18 protein-coding genes and 1 riboswitch are annotated in these 15,294 nt (G+C 72.1%); of the genes, 10 read left to right on the forward strand and 8 right to left on the reverse strand.

The window, feature by feature from the left end; translation table 11 throughout:
* The 4 genes from ACWD6P_RS35575 to ACWD6P_RS35590 form a co-directional block, all read right to left on the reverse strand.
* The coding region (locus ACWD6P_RS35575) for an urease accessory protein UreF (RefSeq protein ID WP_451448355.1) at positions 1 to 391 on the reverse strand (391 nt) is incomplete at its 3' end.
* Between the two features lie 51 nt (positions 392 to 442).
* On the reverse strand, positions 443 to 2,164 hold the full coding sequence (locus tag ACWD6P_RS35580) for an urease subunit alpha (RefSeq protein ID WP_451448356.1): 1,722 nt from the start codon (positions 2,162 to 2,164) through the stop codon (positions 443 to 445).
* On the reverse strand, positions 2,157 to 2,558 hold the full coding sequence (locus ACWD6P_RS35585) for an urease subunit beta (protein WP_451448357.1): 402 nt from the start codon (positions 2,556 to 2,558) through the stop codon (positions 2,157 to 2,159). The genes ACWD6P_RS35580 and ACWD6P_RS35585 overlap by 8 nt, the downstream gene beginning before the upstream one ends.
* Before the next feature lie 17 nt (positions 2,559 to 2,575).
* Positions 2,576 to 2,878, reverse strand: coding sequence for an urease subunit gamma (locus tag ACWD6P_RS35590; protein WP_451448358.1), 303 nt, complete (start codon positions 2,876 to 2,878; stop codon positions 2,576 to 2,578).
* Positions 2,879 to 3,412: 534 nt separating this feature from the next.
* On the opposite strand from ACWD6P_RS35590, the gene ACWD6P_RS35595 reads away from it, so the two are divergent.
* On the forward strand, positions 3,413 to 4,357 hold the full coding sequence (locus ACWD6P_RS35595) for a M28 family metallopeptidase (RefSeq protein WP_451448359.1): 945 nt from the start codon (positions 3,413 to 3,415) through the stop codon (positions 4,355 to 4,357).
* A 59-nt stretch (positions 4,358 to 4,416) separates the two neighbouring features.
* Here ACWD6P_RS35595 and ACWD6P_RS35600 read toward each other — a convergent pair whose 3' ends face one another.
* Positions 4,417 to 4,731: a type II toxin-antitoxin system Phd/YefM family antitoxin gene (locus ACWD6P_RS35600; RefSeq protein WP_451448360.1), complete on the reverse strand. Its 315-nt coding sequence runs from the start codon at positions 4,729 to 4,731 to the stop codon at positions 4,417 to 4,419.
* 58 nt (positions 4,732 to 4,789) lie between these two features.
* Here ACWD6P_RS35600 and ACWD6P_RS35605 point away from each other — a divergent pair, with 58 nt between their 5' ends.
* The 4 genes from ACWD6P_RS35605 (at position 4,790) to ACWD6P_RS35620 (ending at position 7,403) form a co-directional block, all read left to right on the forward strand.
* Positions 4,790 to 5,425, forward strand: coding sequence for an ATP-dependent Clp protease proteolytic subunit (locus ACWD6P_RS35605; protein WP_451448361.1), 636 nt, complete (start codon positions 4,790 to 4,792; stop codon positions 5,423 to 5,425).
* Positions 5,426 to 5,430: 5 nt separating this feature from the next.
* A complete protein-coding gene (locus ACWD6P_RS35610; RefSeq protein WP_451448362.1) occupies positions 5,431 to 5,739 on the forward strand; it encodes a hypothetical protein in 309 nt (102 codons plus the stop codon).
* A gap of 293 nt (positions 5,740 to 6,032) precedes the next feature.
* Positions 6,033 to 6,220, forward strand: a riboswitch (cyclic di-AMP (ydaO/yuaA leader).
* A 4-nt stretch (positions 6,221 to 6,224) separates the two neighbouring features.
* Positions 6,225 to 6,698 (forward strand): C40 family peptidase, encoded by a 474-nt coding sequence (locus tag ACWD6P_RS35615; RefSeq protein ID WP_451448363.1) that lies wholly within the window; start codon positions 6,225 to 6,227, stop codon positions 6,696 to 6,698.
* A 57-nt stretch (positions 6,699 to 6,755) separates the two neighbouring features.
* The gene (locus ACWD6P_RS35620) at positions 6,756 to 7,403 is read left to right on the forward strand and encodes a GNAT family N-acetyltransferase (protein WP_451448364.1); all 648 of its coding nucleotides are present in this window, start codon (positions 6,756 to 6,758) and stop codon (positions 7,401 to 7,403) included.
* Between the two features lie 53 nt (positions 7,404 to 7,456).
* Here the strand turns inward: ACWD6P_RS35620 and ACWD6P_RS35625 are convergent, their stop codons facing one another.
* Positions 7,457 to 8,095 (reverse strand): LysE family translocator, encoded by a 639-nt coding sequence (locus tag ACWD6P_RS35625; RefSeq protein ID WP_451448365.1) that lies wholly within the window; start codon positions 8,093 to 8,095, stop codon positions 7,457 to 7,459.
* Positions 8,096 to 8,166: 71 nt separating this feature from the next.
* Between ACWD6P_RS35625 and ACWD6P_RS35630 the strand changes: the two genes are divergently transcribed.
* Both ACWD6P_RS35630 and ACWD6P_RS35635 read left to right on the forward strand, forming a co-directional pair.
* Positions 8,167 to 9,084, forward strand: coding sequence for a LysR family transcriptional regulator (locus tag ACWD6P_RS35630; protein ID WP_451448366.1), 918 nt, complete (start codon positions 8,167 to 8,169; stop codon positions 9,082 to 9,084).
* Positions 9,085 to 9,229: 145 nt separating this feature from the next.
* Positions 9,230 to 9,823 (forward strand): NAD(P)H-dependent oxidoreductase, encoded by a 594-nt coding sequence (locus ACWD6P_RS35635; RefSeq protein ID WP_451448367.1) that lies wholly within the window; start codon positions 9,230 to 9,232, stop codon positions 9,821 to 9,823.
* A gap of 94 nt (positions 9,824 to 9,917) precedes the next feature.
* On the opposite strand, the gene ACWD6P_RS35640 is transcribed toward ACWD6P_RS35635, so the two are convergent.
* Both ACWD6P_RS35640 and ACWD6P_RS35645 read right to left on the reverse strand, forming a co-directional pair.
* Complete coding sequence (locus ACWD6P_RS35640) at positions 9,918 to 10,346, reverse strand: ATP-binding protein (protein WP_451448368.1); 429 nt, start codon at positions 10,344 to 10,346, stop codon at positions 9,918 to 9,920.
* A 237-nt stretch (positions 10,347 to 10,583) separates the two neighbouring features.
* On the reverse strand, positions 10,584 to 11,789 hold the full coding sequence (locus tag ACWD6P_RS35645; protein ID WP_451448369.1) for an 8-amino-7-oxononanoate synthase: 1,206 nt from the start codon (positions 11,787 to 11,789) through the stop codon (positions 10,584 to 10,586).
* 156 nt (positions 11,790 to 11,945) lie between these two features.
* Between ACWD6P_RS35645 and bioB the strand changes: the two genes are divergently transcribed.
* From bioB to bioD, 3 genes are read left to right on the forward strand one after another with little or no spacing between them, the layout of a single operon-like run.
* The gene (bioB, locus tag ACWD6P_RS35650; protein WP_451448370.1) at positions 11,946 to 13,106 is read left to right on the forward strand and encodes a biotin synthase BioB; all 1,161 of its coding nucleotides are present in this window, start codon (positions 11,946 to 11,948) and stop codon (positions 13,104 to 13,106) included.
* A complete protein-coding gene (locus tag ACWD6P_RS35655; RefSeq protein WP_451448371.1) occupies positions 13,099 to 14,403 on the forward strand; it encodes an adenosylmethionine--8-amino-7-oxononanoate transaminase in 1,305 nt (434 codons plus the stop codon). The genes bioB and ACWD6P_RS35655 overlap by 8 nt, the downstream gene beginning before the upstream one ends.
* Positions 14,404 to 14,417: 14 nt before the next feature.
* Positions 14,418 to 15,092 (forward strand): dethiobiotin synthase, encoded by a 675-nt coding sequence (gene bioD / locus ACWD6P_RS35660; protein WP_451448372.1) that lies wholly within the window; start codon positions 14,418 to 14,420, stop codon positions 15,090 to 15,092.
* Positions 15,093 to 15,294 lie beyond the last annotated feature (202 nt).

Below are 15,294 nucleotides of genomic sequence, written 5' to 3' on the forward strand. Positions count from 1 at the left end.
ACCGCGCGGCCAGCCCCAGCACGACGGGCTGGTGGGCGCCGCGCGGCCGGGCCGCGGCCAGCGCGTCGAGCTCGGGCGACGGCCAGGTGGCGCGGGCCGCCCGCATCATCTGCCGCCCCAGCTTGCGGGCGGTGGTCCGCAGCGCCGGGACCGGCGTACGGGCGTCGGCCGCGTCGTCCAGGGCGAGCGGGTCGTGCCCCGCGGCGGCCGCGGCGGCCAGCGCCGCCGCGACCAGGCCCGCGGTGTGCAGCCGCCCCCGGCAGAAACCCTCCAGGCTCGCGGCGTCCTTGATGCGTCCCGCCTTAACGGCCGGTTCGGCACCGCCCGAGTGGGCGTGCCCACCGGCCGGGAACCGGCCGTCGGCGAGGACCAGCAGCGCTGCCCGGCTCATCGGCGCGGCTCCTGCTCGTCCTGGTCGTACCGCTGATCGTTCATCGCGCGCTCAGAAGAGGAAGTACCGCTGGGCCATGGGGAGTTCGGCGGCGGGAGCGGGTTCGACCACCTCGCCGTCGATGGTGACCGTGAAGGTGTCGGGGTCGACCTGGACGCGCGGCAGGGCGTCGTTGTTGCGCATGTCCGCCTTGGTGACGCCCCGGGTGCTGCGGATCGCCTCGTAGGGCTTGGCCAGCGCGAGGCGCTCGGGCAGGCCGTCCTCGATCGCCTGCCGGGAGACGAAGTTGACCGAGTTGCTGCCCGGCGCCTTGCCGGTGGCGCCGAACATCGGGCGCGGCAGGACGGGCTGCGGCGTGGGGATGGAGGCATTGGCGTCGCCCATCTGCGCATAGGCGATCTGGCCGCCCTTGATGACGAGCTGCGGTTTGACGCCGAAGAACGCCGGGTCCCACAGCACGAGGTCGGCGAGCTTGCCGTCCTCGACGGAGCCCACGAGGTGGTCGATGCCCTGGGCGATGGCCGCGTTGATGGTGTACTTCGCGACATAGCGGCGGGCCCGGTGGTTGTCCGCGCCGCCGTCGCCGGGCAGGGCGCCCCGGCGCCGCTTCATCACGTGCGCGGTCTGCCACGTACGCAGCACGACCTCGCCGATGCGGCCCATGGCCTGGGCGTCGGAGGACATGATCGAGATGGCGCCGAGGTCGTGCAGGATGTCCTCGGCCGCGATGGTGGAGGGGCGGATCCGCGACTCGGCGAAGGCCAGGTCCTCGGGGACGGCGGGGTTGAGGTGGTGACAGACCATCAGCATGTCGAGGTGCTCCTCGACGGTGTTGACGGTGTGCGGCCGGGTGGGGTTGGTGGAGGCGGGCAGCACGTTCGGCTCGGAGACCATCGCGATCATGTCGGGGGCGTGGCCGCCGCCGGCGCCTTCGACGTGGAAGGCGTGGATCGAACGGCCGGCGATGGCGGCGAGGGTGTCGCCGAGGAATCCGGCCTCGTTGAGGGTGTCGGTGTGGATCGCGAGCTGGGCGCCGCTCTCCTCGCAGACGTTCAGGCAGGCGTCGATGACGGCCGGGGTGGCGCCCCAGTCCTCGTGGATCTTGAAGCCGAGGACGCCGGCCCGCAGCTGGTCGCGCATCGAGGCCACGGACGTGGTGTTGCCCTTGCCGAGGAACCCGACGTTGACCGGCAGGGAGTCCATCGACTCGAACATCCGGGCAACGTGCCAGGCGCCGGGGGTGATGGTGGTGGCCTTGCTGCCCTCGGCCGGCCCGGTGCCGCCGCCGACCATGGTGGTGACGCCGGAGGCCAGCGCCTCGTCCGCCTGCTGGGGGCAGATGAAGTGGACGTGGGTGTCGATGGCGCCGGCGGTGAGGATCTTGCCGTTGCCGGCGATGATCTCGGTCTCGGGGCCGATGACGAGGTCGGGGTGGACGCCGTCCATGGTCTCGGGGTTGCCGGCCTTGCCGACGGCGACGATCCGGCCGTCGCGGATGCCGACGTCGGCCTTGACGATGCCCCAGTGGTCGAGCACGACGGCGCCGGTGATCACGGTGTCGGGGGTGCCCTCGGCGCGGGTGGCGCGGGACTGGCCCATCGACTCGCGGATCACCTTGCCGCCGCCGAAGACGGCCTCGTCGCCGGCCCGGCCGGGTCCGCCCGCGCGGTCCTCGGTGATCTCGATGACCAGGTCGGTGTCCGCGAGCCGGATCCGGTCGCCGGCGGTCGGGCCGAAGAGGTCGGCGTAGGCCTGGCGGCTCAGTTCAGACACCCTCGGCTCCGTTCGCTTCTCCGCCCGCTCGGCGACAGTGCGGGCCGTGCGAGGCCTGCGGCCCGGCGGCCTCCCGTGCGTCGCTCACATCGAGGGTGCCTCCGGTCTCGCCCCGCAGGCCCGCGATGATCCGCTTTCCCCCGATGGGGACGAGTTCGACCTCGGTGGGAATGCCGGGCTCGAAGCGCACGGCGGAGCCGGCCGCGACGTTCAGCCGCTTGCCGTGCGCGGCCGCACGGTCGAAGTCGAGGCCGGGGTTGGCCTCGGCGAAGTGGTAGTGGGAGCCGACCTGGACGGGGCGGTCGGCGGCGTTGAGGACCGTCATACGGGTGCGGGGGAGGCCTTCGTTGAGGCGCACCGGCTCGTCGGCGGGGAAGATCTGTCCCGGGATCATCTGCTGCTCTCCCGCCGTCAGTTGATGGGTTCGTGAACGGTGACGAGCTTGGTGCCGTCCGGGAAGGTGGCCTCGACCTGCACGTCGTGGATCATCTCGGGCACGCCCTCCATGACCTCGTCACGGGTGAGGACCTTGCGGCCGGAGGACATCAGCTCGGCGACGGTGCGGCCGTCCCGGGCGCCTTCGAGGATGTGCACGGTCAGTAGCGCCATCGACTCCGGATGGTTGAGCTTCAGCCCCCGGGAACGTCGCTTTTCGGCCACGTCTGCCGCCACATGAATCATCAAGCGTTCTTGTTCATGCGGGGTCAGTTGCATACGTTCCACCTCACAGTCTTCCCGCCCGGACACATAAGCCCAGGTCACAGGCGTGAGCACACCCGTGACGATAGGTGTACCACTCAGCAATTAAAGGAGGAGCAAACCGACTTCCAGCACTTGGCCATCAAGCGCCCCACACCGGGAGGCTAGTTCGGCCGGATTTCGGCGACGTTACGACCAGCGACACATCAGCGCCTGTTCGTACGCCCCATGTAACGCGCGGTCTACGCGCCTGTTACGGCACAGCAACCCGCTTCCCGATCGCCGTACGACCGCGCCCCCTTGGCCGTACGCGGAATCGGCGGCGCATTCCGGACCCCGAAGGCACGCACACCCCGAGGCCGGACGGCCCGCGCCGCCGCAATCCGCCGCTTTCCTCCCATACGAGACATGCCCCGCTCCGCGAACACGCCTGTCCGATATGCGCTCTTGACGATCTCCGCAGTGATCGCAATCCTCATGTGCGCGTCAAACATGTGCGCGTCCAATCAGCTCCGCACCAACCCCCCACACCAGTATCGGAGCCACACTGTGTCTCGTTCTGCACGAATACGCCGGGCCGCGCTGGCCACCGGCACCGTCACCGCCGTTGCCGCCACCTTCTTCATCGCGACCGGCGCCCACGCCGGCACCGCGCCGGCGGCCGCCCCGGACATCGACGTCAAGGCGGTCCAGGCCGATCTCGACCAGCTGCAGTCGATCGCCGACGCCAACGGCGGCAACCGCGCCCACGGACAGCCGGGCTACAAGGCGTCCATCGACTACGTCAAGGGCAAGCTGGACAAGGCCGGATTCACCACCGAGGTCCAGGAGTTCGACAACAACGGCGCCAAGGGCTACAACCTCGTCGCCGACTGGCCCGGCGGCGACGAGAGCAAGACCGTGATGGCCGGCGCCCACCTGGACTCGGTCGACTCGGGCCCCGGCATCAACGACAACGGTTCCGGTTCGGCCGGAATCCTGGAGGTCGCGCTCGCGGTCGCCAAGGCGGACCTCAAGCCCACCAAGCACCTGCGGTTCGGCTGGTGGGGCGACGAAGAGGACGGCATGGTCGGCTCGCGCCACTACGTCGACACCCTCGGCGCCGGCAAGTCGAAGCTCGACTCGTACCTGAACTTCGACATGATCGGCTCGCCGAACCCGGGCTACTTCGTCTACGACGACGACACCCGCCTGGAGAAGGTCTTCAAGGACTTCTTCGCCACGAAGAACCTCGCCACCGAGAAGGAGACCGAGGGCGACGGCCGGTCGGACCACGCCTCCTTCAAGGACGTGGGCGTCCCGGTCGGCGGCTTGTTCTCCGGCGCGGACTACATCAAGACCGAGGAGCAGGCGAAGAACTGGGGCGGCGAGGCGGGCAAGGCGTTCGACGCCTGCTACCACCAGTCCTGCGACACCTCGAAGAACATCGACGAGAAGGCGCTGGACAACAACACCGACGCCATCGCCCACGCCATCTGGGAGCTCAGCTCCTGAACCGGTCCTCCTGACATACGGTCAGCGCCCTCCTGAAAGGGTCGGCGCCGACCGACCGGTCACCTCTCCCGACCCGGTCGCCGATCCCCGGCGGCCGGGTCGCGGTGTTCCGCGGCGATGCCGAACCGCCGCCGTTCGCCCGGAGCGGACGGCAGCTGGCGGACGGCGGAGACCGTACTGATCACCTGCTCCTCCTCCGCACCCTGCTCAGGCCGCCCCAGCTCTTCGAGAAGCTGCAGGTCAGCGGCGGATACCAGCGCGACCAGCGGCTTGCCGTGGCGAGTGACGACCACCCGCTCGCCGCCGTAGACGACGCGGTTGATGAGATCCGCGAGCTCTGCCCGGGCTTGCGTCACCGGAATTTCGTAGGCCATGCTCCCATTCTAACGGGATGTACATCCTGTACATTTTTTACAGACGAGAGGAGCAGTCATGCTGCGACCCACCGCTCGCTATGTCCTGCCCGAGTTCACCGAGCGCACCTCACAGGGCGCGGTCACCATGGACCCGTACTCCAAGCTGCTCAGCGAGCGCATCATCTTCCTCGGCACCCCGGTCGACGACGCCTCCGCCAACGACGTCATGGCGCAGCTCATCCACCTCGAACACGCCGCGCCGGAGCGGGACATCTCGCTCTACATCAACTCCCCCGGCGGCTCCCTCACCGCGATGACCGCCATCTACGACACGATGCGGTACGTGTCGTGCGACGTGGAGACGGTCTGCCTGGGGCAGGCCGCGTCCGCGGCGGCGGTGCTGCTGGCCGCCGGCACCCCCGGCAAGCGGCTGGCGCTGCCCGGCGCCCGGGTGCTGATCCACCAGCCCGCGCTCAGCGAACCCGTCCAGGGGCAGACCACCGACCTGCAGATCCAGGCGGAGGAGATGCTGCGCAGCCGCGACATGCTGGTGGAGATGCTGGCGCGGCACACCGGCCAGACGCCCGAGAGGATCGCCGCCGACATCGAGCGCGACAAGATCTTCGACGCCCGCGCCGCCCAGGAGTACGGCCTGATCGACGGGCTCACCCGCAACCGCAAGCGGTCGGCCCGCCAGCCCGCTACGGGGTGAGCCGGATGCTGCCGCCCGAACCGCCGCCGCTGCCCGCCCTGACCCGCGCCGAGGGCGAACTGATCGACCGTTACCTGGAGGTGCTCGACCTGCTGGGCCGCATCAATCCGGCCCGCGGCGGCCACACCTACAGCGGTCTACGCGCCGCCCAGGCGCTCGTCGGCAAGGCCGCCGAACTGCGGGACGCCTTGACGCTGATGCACAACCGGGGCGAGAGCGAGTTCCATCGCGACACGCTGGCCCGCGCGCTGCGGGTGCTGGACGGCGAGCGCCGGGCCGGGCTGGTGACCGTGCCGCCGTCCGAGGACGGGTGACCCGACACGCGCAGCGCCGGGGCCGCCCGGACGGCGTAGCGTCCGGGCCCCTTGCCGGGAGGCGACGAATTGCGCGGACGGAGCGGATTCCTGCGGCCCTCGATGTTTCGCCCCAGGTCCCGGGACCGCGACACTCCGCACCCCGCCACCCGAAGGAACAAATCTAACCATTCAGCGCAAACGTGACCCATATCACACATGTCGATTTCAGCTCGGAATTCGGGGGTCCGGTGCGTGACGATCCCTTGGACGACAAGACCCCGCCACAGCGACGGGGCGGTCCGCACGGGCGCCTAATCCCGCCGCCGTGCCGGATGTCCGGTCGACGGTGTGGACCGGCGGGAGCGGAGGACCCGAGCACGACGGGGTCCGGGCCTTCACGGCCCACGGACCCCTTGGGGTGAAGCCGTACGCACGGCAGGGCATCTTCGCCTGCCCGAACCCGACAGGTCTTCCTTCGCAGGCGGCTGACGAAGGGTTTGCGCATGACCGTGCGCACGCATAGGCCGAATCTGCTGGTGCGCGCCGGCACCGTCTCCGCTCTGACACTGGCCACGCTCGGCGGGACCACGCTTGCCCCCGGGGCGGCGACGGACGCCGGGGCCGCGTCCGTCGCCGCCCAGGCGGTGCAGGTCGCGGCCTCCAAGCGGGGCTCGCCGTACGAGTACGGCGCCGAAGGGCCGTACCGGTTCGACTGCTCGGGGCTGACGCTGTACTCGTTCAAGCTCGCCGGCCGGCTCCTGCCACGCAGCGCCGCCGCGCAGTACGGCCACACCCAGCACATCCCCGCCACCTCCCGAAGACGCGGTGACCTGGTCTTCTTCCACTCGGCCCGCGGCATTTACCACGTCGGCATCTACGCGGGCCACGGCCGGATCTGGCATGCGCCCAAGACCGGCGACGTGGTGCGGCTGGCGAGGATCTGGAGCCCCACGGTCTGGTATGGACGAGTGGGCTGACCTGCGGTTTCACCTCACGCTCGGTCAATTGTCAGTGGTCGCCGGTAATTTGACGGTGTGACTTCGCAACTGAGCAAGGTGCTGACGGCCGCCGCCCGCGGCAGCTTCCCGCCCGCGGACGGGTCGGTGACGGTGCTGCCCCCGCCCTCCCCGCGGGACACCGGGGTGGTGTCCTTCACCTGCCATGCCGTGGTGTTCGCGGATGTGGAGCCCTCCTGGGTGCACGACCGGATAGCCCCCGGTGATCTCGCCGGGCCGCTCAGCCCGCCGTTCCTGACCGCTCTGGGCGAGCGGGTGGGCCGCGAGGCCAACAACATCGACATGACGACGGTCGCCGAGGCGCTGCCCGGCCCGCCGCCGTTGGAGCTGGTGGAGACGACGGACCGGAGCCACCCGCGCATCACCCGCGCCCTGCGCCACCGCGACGACATACGGGCCTGGACGACCACCGACGGCGGGACGCTGGTCATCGGCCGCGGGGTGGCGGGCCGCTGGGAGCTGGCCGTCGAGGTGGACGGCAGCGGCCAGGGGCGCGGTCTCGGCGGCAGGCTGGCGTACGCCGCCCGGCATCTGCTTCCGGCGGGCGAGCTGCTGTGGGCGCAGGTCGCCCCCGGCAATGCGCGCAGCGTGCGCGGGGTGCTCGCCGCCGGGTTCGTGCCGGTGGGCGCCGAGGTCCTGATGGTGCCGCACGGCGGGCGCGGCTGAGCTCCGGCCGGCGCACAGGGACCGTGCCCGGCCACGCGCGGACGGAGCCCCCCTCAGGCGGCCAGCAGCTCGACGAGCAGGATGCCGCCCAGGGCGGTGAGCAGTGCGCCGGTGGTGGCTTCCAGGGCGCGGGCCACCCTCGGGCGGCGCAGCCAGGATCCCAGCCGGTCGACGAGCAGCGCGACGGCGGGGAACCACACCAGCGCCATCGCGACGACCACCGTGGCGAGCAGCAGCGTACGGGGCAGCGCCGGCTGACCCGCCGGGACGAACTGCGGCAGCAGACTGAGGAAGAGAACGGGGGCCTTGGGATTGAGCGCATTGGTCAGAAAGCCCTGCCGCAGCCCCTGCGCGGTGCTCAGCACGGCGTCCGGGCCGCTCGCGGGATCCGCGGCGGCGGCCGCCCGGCCGCGGCCGGCCGCGATCAGCGCGCGGCACCCGAGGTACAAGAGATAGCCGCCGCCGAGCAGTTGGACGGCGCCGAAGAGTGCGGGCACGGCGACCAGCACCGCCGCGAGCCCGGCGACCGCCAGCGCGGTGTGCACCAGCAGCCCGCCCGCCACCCCGACGGCGGTCGCCACCCCCGCCCGGCGCGAGTCGAGGGCATTGCGCACCACGACCGCGAAGTCCGCGCCCGGCATGGTGACCATGCCCGCGGCGACTCCGGTGAAGGCGATCAGCTGTCCGTCCATGAGAGCAGCTTCGCTGGTCAGAGCCTTTAATGGGTATTGGCAATCTTCTTTGACGGCCTAAAGAGGTGGTGATGTACGACCCCACGCGGCTGGCCGCTCTGGTGGCGGTGGCGGAGGCCGGTTCGATCACCCGGGCGGCCGCCCGGCTGGGCTACACCGCGCCCGCGCTCTCCCAGCAGCTCGCCAAGCTGGAGCGGGAGGCCGGCGCCGCGCTGCTGGTTCGCCACCACCGCGGGGCGCGGCTGACGGCGGCCGGTGAGCTGCTGCTCGTCCGCGCGCGGCGGGTGCTCGACGAGCTGGAGCAGGCCCGGCACGAGCTGTCGCTGCTGACGGGGCTGTCCGGCGGGCGGCTGCGGATCGGCACGTTCATGACGGCCGGTACGCATCTGCTGCCGCCCGCGCTGAGCGCGTTCCGCCGGGCACACCCCGATGTGGAGCTGAGCGTGACGGAGTACGTACCACCGCTGGCCACCGAGGCGGTGGCGCTGGGCGAGGTCGATCTGGCGCTGACGCACGAGTATGTGCCGGGTGCGGCGATGCCGCCGCCGGACGGCGTGTCGCTGGAGCCCCTGCTGACCGAGGAGCTGGTGCTGGTCACCGCGCCGGGCCACGCCCTGTCGGCGGCCTCCGGGCGGCTGCCGCTGACCGAGCTGGCCGGTCAGCCGCTGGTCAGCATGGCTCCGGCGAACCCCAACCGGCGCGAGGTGGAGGCGGCGCTGTCGGCCGCCGGGGCGAGTGTGGCGGTGCGCTGCGAGTCGCCGAGCTACGCGGTGGTGTGCGCGCTGGTGAGCGCGGGGCTCGGAGTGGCCGTGGTCCCGGAGATGATGGCGGAGGGCTCGGTGACCCCGCTGGGGGTCCGCCGGCTGGACCCGCCGGAGCTGCGCCGGCGGATCTCGGTGGCCTACCGCCCCGGCGGCGGCACGCCCGCCGCGGACACCCTGCGCGCCCTGCTGCGCGGCGCGTTCGGCCGCCACTCCCCCACGCCGTGAGGCCCGGGCCGGGCCTCACGGTGATCCCGAAACCGGCTCCCCGGGGCGGCCACCCCCGCATAATGACGATCAGCCGAGCGGGCGCCCGGGCACCCGGGCACCGATCGGCAGCCGATGACGGCTCATTTCGACTGGGGGACGAACCATGCGCATAGGCGTGTACCTTGCCCATCCGCGGCCGGGCAGCTTCAACCATGCCCTGTTCGACGCCGTCGTGGCGGAGCTGTCCGGGCGCGGGTGCCAGGTACGCGCACATGACCTCTGCGCCGAGGAGTTCGCACCGCTGCTCGCCGCCGAGGAGACCGAGACGGTCCGCTCGGCGCCCTGTGCCCACGACCCGCAGCTGGCGCTGCACCGCGCGGAGGTGGCGACACTCGACGCGATGGTGTTCATCCACCCGAACTGGTGGGGTATGCCGCCCGCCGTCCTCACCGGCTGGGTACAGCGTGTCCTCGCGCCCGGCGTCGCCTACAAACTGGGTACCGCCGAGGGCGAGCCCGCGGGGCTCCTCCGCGCCGGCCGGGCCCTCGTCCTGAACACCTCGGACACCCCCGCCGACCGCGAGGAGAGCGAGTTCGGCGACCCGCTGCAACGGATCTGGGCGGCCTGCGTCCTGCCGTACGTGGGCGTCACCGATGTGCGCCGGGTCGTCTTCCGTACGGTCACCGACTCGGCCGACGAGACCCGCGCGGCCTGGCTGCAGCAGGCCCGCAAAGAGGCCGCCGCGCTGCTGGACTGACCGCGGCGCACCGGGCGCCGCACACGAGCCGGTGAACCGGCGGCGCCGCGCCACAGGCTCCAGCGAAAGGTTCCTGCACCGCAGCGGCGCACGGTCAGCGGACCGCGACCCGCCACGGCATCGTGATCCAGACGGTCTTGCCACCGGACGCGGTCGGGACGACCGACAGCCGCCCGCCGGCTTCCGCGGCGAGGCAGCGGATGATGACCATGCCCCGGCCGTTGTCCTGCTGGACGGCGGCGGGCAGCCGGCGCGGCCGGCGGGGATGGCTGTCGGTGACACCGACCCTCAGCACCTCGTCGCGGTCGAGCCGCAGCTCGATGGTGAAGGTCGGGGACTGGCCGAAGGTGTGCTGGACGGCGTTGGTCGCGAGTTCGGAGACGATCAGACGGACGGAGTCGGCGGTTTCGGTATCGGCGGGAAGGCCCCATTCGGCGAGCACGTCCAGGGTGTGTCTGCGGGCGAGGCCGACCGAGGCCGGGGCGCTCGGCAGCGTGAGTGAGGATTCCTGGTGGTCTGCCATCGCGACGCCGTCCCTTTCCCACCGAGGCCGGCTCCGGTCCGCTGACCAGGGGGCTTGCGGAATGCCGCTCGGGACACCGCTGCCGCCTCGGACTTCTGCTGTGCGCCAGACTGCCACCGATGCTGCCGGTGTGGTGCTCGATCCACCAACTTATACAGATATCTATCGCTCAATGCGGTGAACTCTGCCACGCGAGACCGGATTTGGGACGTATGGGGCGCCGGCCGCGCGGGGCCGTCAGTCCGTCGGCGCCGTGGCCACGATCGTTCCGACGGCCCGATCGATCTGACTCTCCGTCAAGTCGGCGCGTGCCGTGAGCCGCAACCGCGAGATCCCGTCGGGGACGGACGGCGGCCGGAAGCAGCCGACCGCCAGGCCGGCCGTACGGCAGTCGGCGGCCCAGCGCACCGCGGCCTCCGGCGACGGGGCACGGACCGAGACCACCGCGGCGTCCGGGCGTACCGCCGCCAGCCCCGCCGCGGTGAGCCGGTCATGCAGCTCGCGGGCGATCTGCCCGGCGCGCCCCGCGCGCTGCGGTTCGCGGCGCAGCAGCCGGAGCGCGGCGAGCGCGCCGCCGGCCGCCGCCGGGGCGAGGCCGGTGTCGAAGATGAACGAGCGGGCGGTGTTGACCAGGTGCTCGATGACCCGGGCGGGCCCGAGCACCGCGCCGCCCTGCGAGCCGAGCGACTTGGAGAGCGTCACCGTGGCCACCACATCGCCGTCGCCGGCCAGCCCGGCCGCCCACAGCGCGCCACGCCCCCCGTCGCCGAGAACACCCAGGCCATGCGCGTCGTCGACGAGCAGCGCGGCGCCCCGGGTGCGGCAGGCGTCGGCGAGCGCGGGCAGCGGCGCGGCGTCGCCGTCGACCGAGAACACCGAGTCGGTGACGGCGAGCGCCCGGCCGTCATGGCCGGTCAGCGCGGCGCGTACGGCCTCGGGGTCGGCGTGCGGGGCGACTTCGGTACGGGCCCGGGAGAGGCGGCAGCCGTCGATCAGGGAGGCGTGGTTGCCCGCGTCGGAGACGACGAGGGTGGCGCGGTCCGTGAGCGCGGTGACGGCGGCGAGATTTGCGGCATACCCGGACGACAGCACCAAAGCGGCCTCGAAGCCGCAGAATGCGGCGAGTTCCTCCTCCAGCAGGGCGTGCAGCTCGGTACTGCCGGTGACCAGGCGCGAGCCGGTCGCGCCCGCGCCCCAGCGGTGCGCGGCCTCGGCCGCCCCGTGGGTGACCTCGGGGTGGCGGGCGAGCCCGAGGTAGTCGTTGCTGGCCAGATCGAGCAGCGGGGAGTCGGCGGGCCGGGGGCGCAGGGTGCGGACGAGCCCGGCCCGTTGACGCTCGGTGCGTGCCGTGTCGATCCAGTCGAAGGCCGCGTGGTATGCCTGGCGGGAGGGTTCGGCGGGCGGGGCGTCACGGAGCAGCGGCGGGGCGGAGTCCTGCGGCATCGGCGTCCTTCGTGGTTCGGCCTCGATTGTGGGCTGTCGATAGACGTTAGCGGTCGTTCCGCACGCCCACGGTGTGGCGATACACACACCCCGATCGCCGCTCGTTGTGGGAATCCTCCTTGGCCGGGGGCGGTGGCGTACGCCAGGATCATCGCCATGGACCTGCTGAACACACTGGTGGACAAGGGACTGCGGCGCGAGTTGCCGACCCGTGAAGAGGCGCTGGCCGTGCTGGCGACTTCCGATGACGAACTGCTCGATGTCGTGGCCGCGGCCGGAAAGGTGCGCCGCCAGTGGTTCGGGCGGCGGGTCAAGCTCAACTACCTCGTCAACCTCAAGTCGGGGCTGTGCCCGGAGGACTGCTCCTACTGCTCCCAGCGGCTGGGGTCGAAGGCCGAGATCCTCAAGTACACCTGGCTCAAGCCCGATGAGGCCTCCCAGGCGGCCGCCGCCGGAGTGGCCGGCGGCGCCAAGCGCGTCTGCCTGGTGGCCAGCGGCCGCGGTCCCACCGACCGGGACGTGGACCGGGTCTCGGACACGATCTCGGCGATCAAGGAGCAGAACGAGGGCGTGGAGGTGTGCGCCTGCCTCGGGCTGCTCTCCGACGGCCAGGCCGACCGGCTGCGCGCGGCGGGCGCCGATGCGTACAACCACAACCTCAACACCTCGGAAGCCACCTACGGCGACATCTGCACCACACACGACTTCTCGGACCGGGTCTCCACCGTCCAGCAGGCCCAGGCGGCGGGCATGTCCGCCTGCTCCGGGCTGATCGCCGGCATGGGCGAAAGCGACGCAGACCTGGTCGACGTGGTCTTCGCGCTGCGCGACCTGGACCCCGACTCCGTCCCCGTCAACTTCCTGATCCCCTTCGAGGGCACCCCGCTCGCCAAGGAGTGGAACCTCACCCCGCAGCGTGCGCTGCGCATCCTGGCGATGGTCCGGTTCGTCTGCCCGGACATCGAGGTACGGCTGGCCGGCGGCCGCGAGGTCCATCTGCGCAGCATGCAGCCGCTGGCCCTGCACCTGGTCAACTCCATCTTCCTCGGCGACTATCTGACCAGCGAGGGCCAGGCCGGCAAGGACGATCTGGCGATGATCGCGGACGCCGGGTTCGAGGTCGAGGGCACGGACACCACGACGCTGCCGGAGCACCGCCGGCAGTGCGGCGCGGACGGCGAGGACGCCGCACAGGCCCCGGCCGCCGACGACGAGGCGCCCGCCGCCACCGTCCCCGCGCCGTCCGACGAGACCCGCCGCGACCTCGTGGCGGTGCGCCGCCGCGGCGCCGGTACCGACCTTCCGCCCAATGCCTGAGCCGCTCGCCCCCCGCGAACTGCTCGCGCTCGACCGGCAGCACGTGTGGCATCCGTACGGGCCGATGCCCGGCAAGGCCGCGCCGCTGCTGGTCGAGTCGGCGTCCGGCGTCCGGCTGCGGCTGGCCGAACCGGCCGAGGGCCGGGACGAGTTGGTGGACGGCATGTCCTCCTGGTGGTCGGCGGTGCACGGCTACAACCACCCGGTGCTCAATGAGGCCGCGCGCGGCCAGCTGGAGCGGATGAGCCATGTGATGTTCGGCGGGCTCACCCATGAGCCCGCCGTACGCCTGGCGAAGCGGCTGGTCGACATCACGCCCGAGCCGCTCCGGCACGTCTTCCTCGCCGACTCCGGCTCGGTGTCCGTCGAGGTCGCCGTCAAGATGTGCCTCCAGTACTGGCGCTCGCTGGGCAAGCCCCGTAAGCAGCGCCTGCTGACCTGGCGGGGCGGCTATCACGGCGACACCTGGCAGCCGATGTCGGTGTGCGACCCGGAGGGCGGCATGCACGAGCTGTGGCAGGGGGTGCTGCCGCGGCAGATCTTCGCGGACGCGCCGCCGCCCGGCTTCGATGCCGCGCCCGACGAGGCGTATGCGGCGCATCTTCGCGAGCTGATCGGCCGGCACGCCGACGAGCTGGCCGCGGTGATCGTGGAGCCGGTGGTGCAGGGCGCGGGCGGGATGTCCTTCCACTCCCCCGCCTATCTGCGCGTGCTCCGCGAGGCCTGCGACGCACACGACGTGCTGCTGGTCCTCGACGAGATCGCCACCGGCTTCGGCCGTACCGGCGCCCTCTTCGCCGCGGAACACGCGGGCATCGCGCCCGATGTGATGTGCCTCGGCAAGGCGCTGACCGGCGGATATCTCACGCTCGCCGCGACGCTGTGCACGGCGGCCGTCGCGGACGGCATCTCGCAGGGCGAGCTGCCGGTGCTGGCGCACGGCCCCACCTTCATGGGCAACCCGCTGGCCGCGGCCGTCGCCGACGCCTCGATCGAGGTGCTGCTGTCCCAGGACTGGGCGCAGGAGGTCAAGCGGATCGAGGCCGGACTGCGCGAGGGGCTGGCGCCGGCCCGTGCCCTCCCCGGGGTGCGTGACGTACGCGTCCTCGGCGCGATCGGCGTCGTCCAGCTCGACCACGAGGTCGACATGGCCACCGCGACCCGGGCCGCCGTCCGGGAAGGCGTGTGGCTGCGGCCCTTCCGCGATCTCATCTACACCATGCCGCCGTACATCACCGGCGACGACGATCTGGCGCACATCTGCGCCGCGGTGTGCGCGGCGGCGCGCGAGGGCTGAGAGGAGACGCACAGATGTCGGTGTTGTTCGTGACCGGCACGGGCACGGAGATCGGCAAGACCGTGACCACGGCCGCGATCGCCGCGACCGCGCTCGCCCAGGGCCGTTCGGTGGCGGTGCTCAAGCCGGCCCAGACCGGCGTCACGGCGCAGGAGAGGGGCGACGCGGCGGAGGTCGAGCGGCTGGCCGGCCCGGTGACCACGCTCGAACTGGCCCGCTACCCCGAGCCGTTGGCGCCCGCGACGGCTGCGCTGCGCGCCGGACTGCCGACGGTGCGCCCGCACGACATCGCCGAGGCCGCCGCCAAGCTGGCCGCCTCGCACGATCTCGTGCTGGTCGAGGGCGCGGGCGGGCTGCTCGTACGCTTCGACGCGGACGGCCATACGCTGGCCGACGCCGCGCGACTGGCGGGCGCGCCCGTCCTGGTGGTCGCCCAGGCCGGCCTCGGCACGCTGAACGCCACCGCGCTGACCGCGCTGGCGCTGCGCACGTACGGTCTCGACTGCCCCGGCGTCGTCATCGGCAGCTGGCCGGCCGAACCGGACCTGGCCGCCCGCTGCAACCTGGCCGACCTTCCGGCCGCGGCGGGCGCGCCTCTCCTCGGCCGCATCCCCGAAGGGGCGGGGGGCTTGCCGCCGGGGGTGTTTCGGGGGGCGGCGGGGGGGTGGTTGTCGGGGATGGTTGTTTGACCTTCCGTTGCACTTTGCCTGGGGCGACGTTTTGGCTTGCTCGCCGTTGCGCCTGCGGCGAGCTGGTTGCCGCTGCGCGGGGCTTTTCGGGGTGCGGTGACGGTCCTCCGGGGCCCACATACCGCCACAACGCCGCCCACGGCCAGACGAACAACGCCTTGGCCAGCCACATCAGCGCGATGCCCAGCCCCCGTGCCAGCCA

This window comes from Streptomyces sp. NPDC002446 (assembly GCF_053595675.1).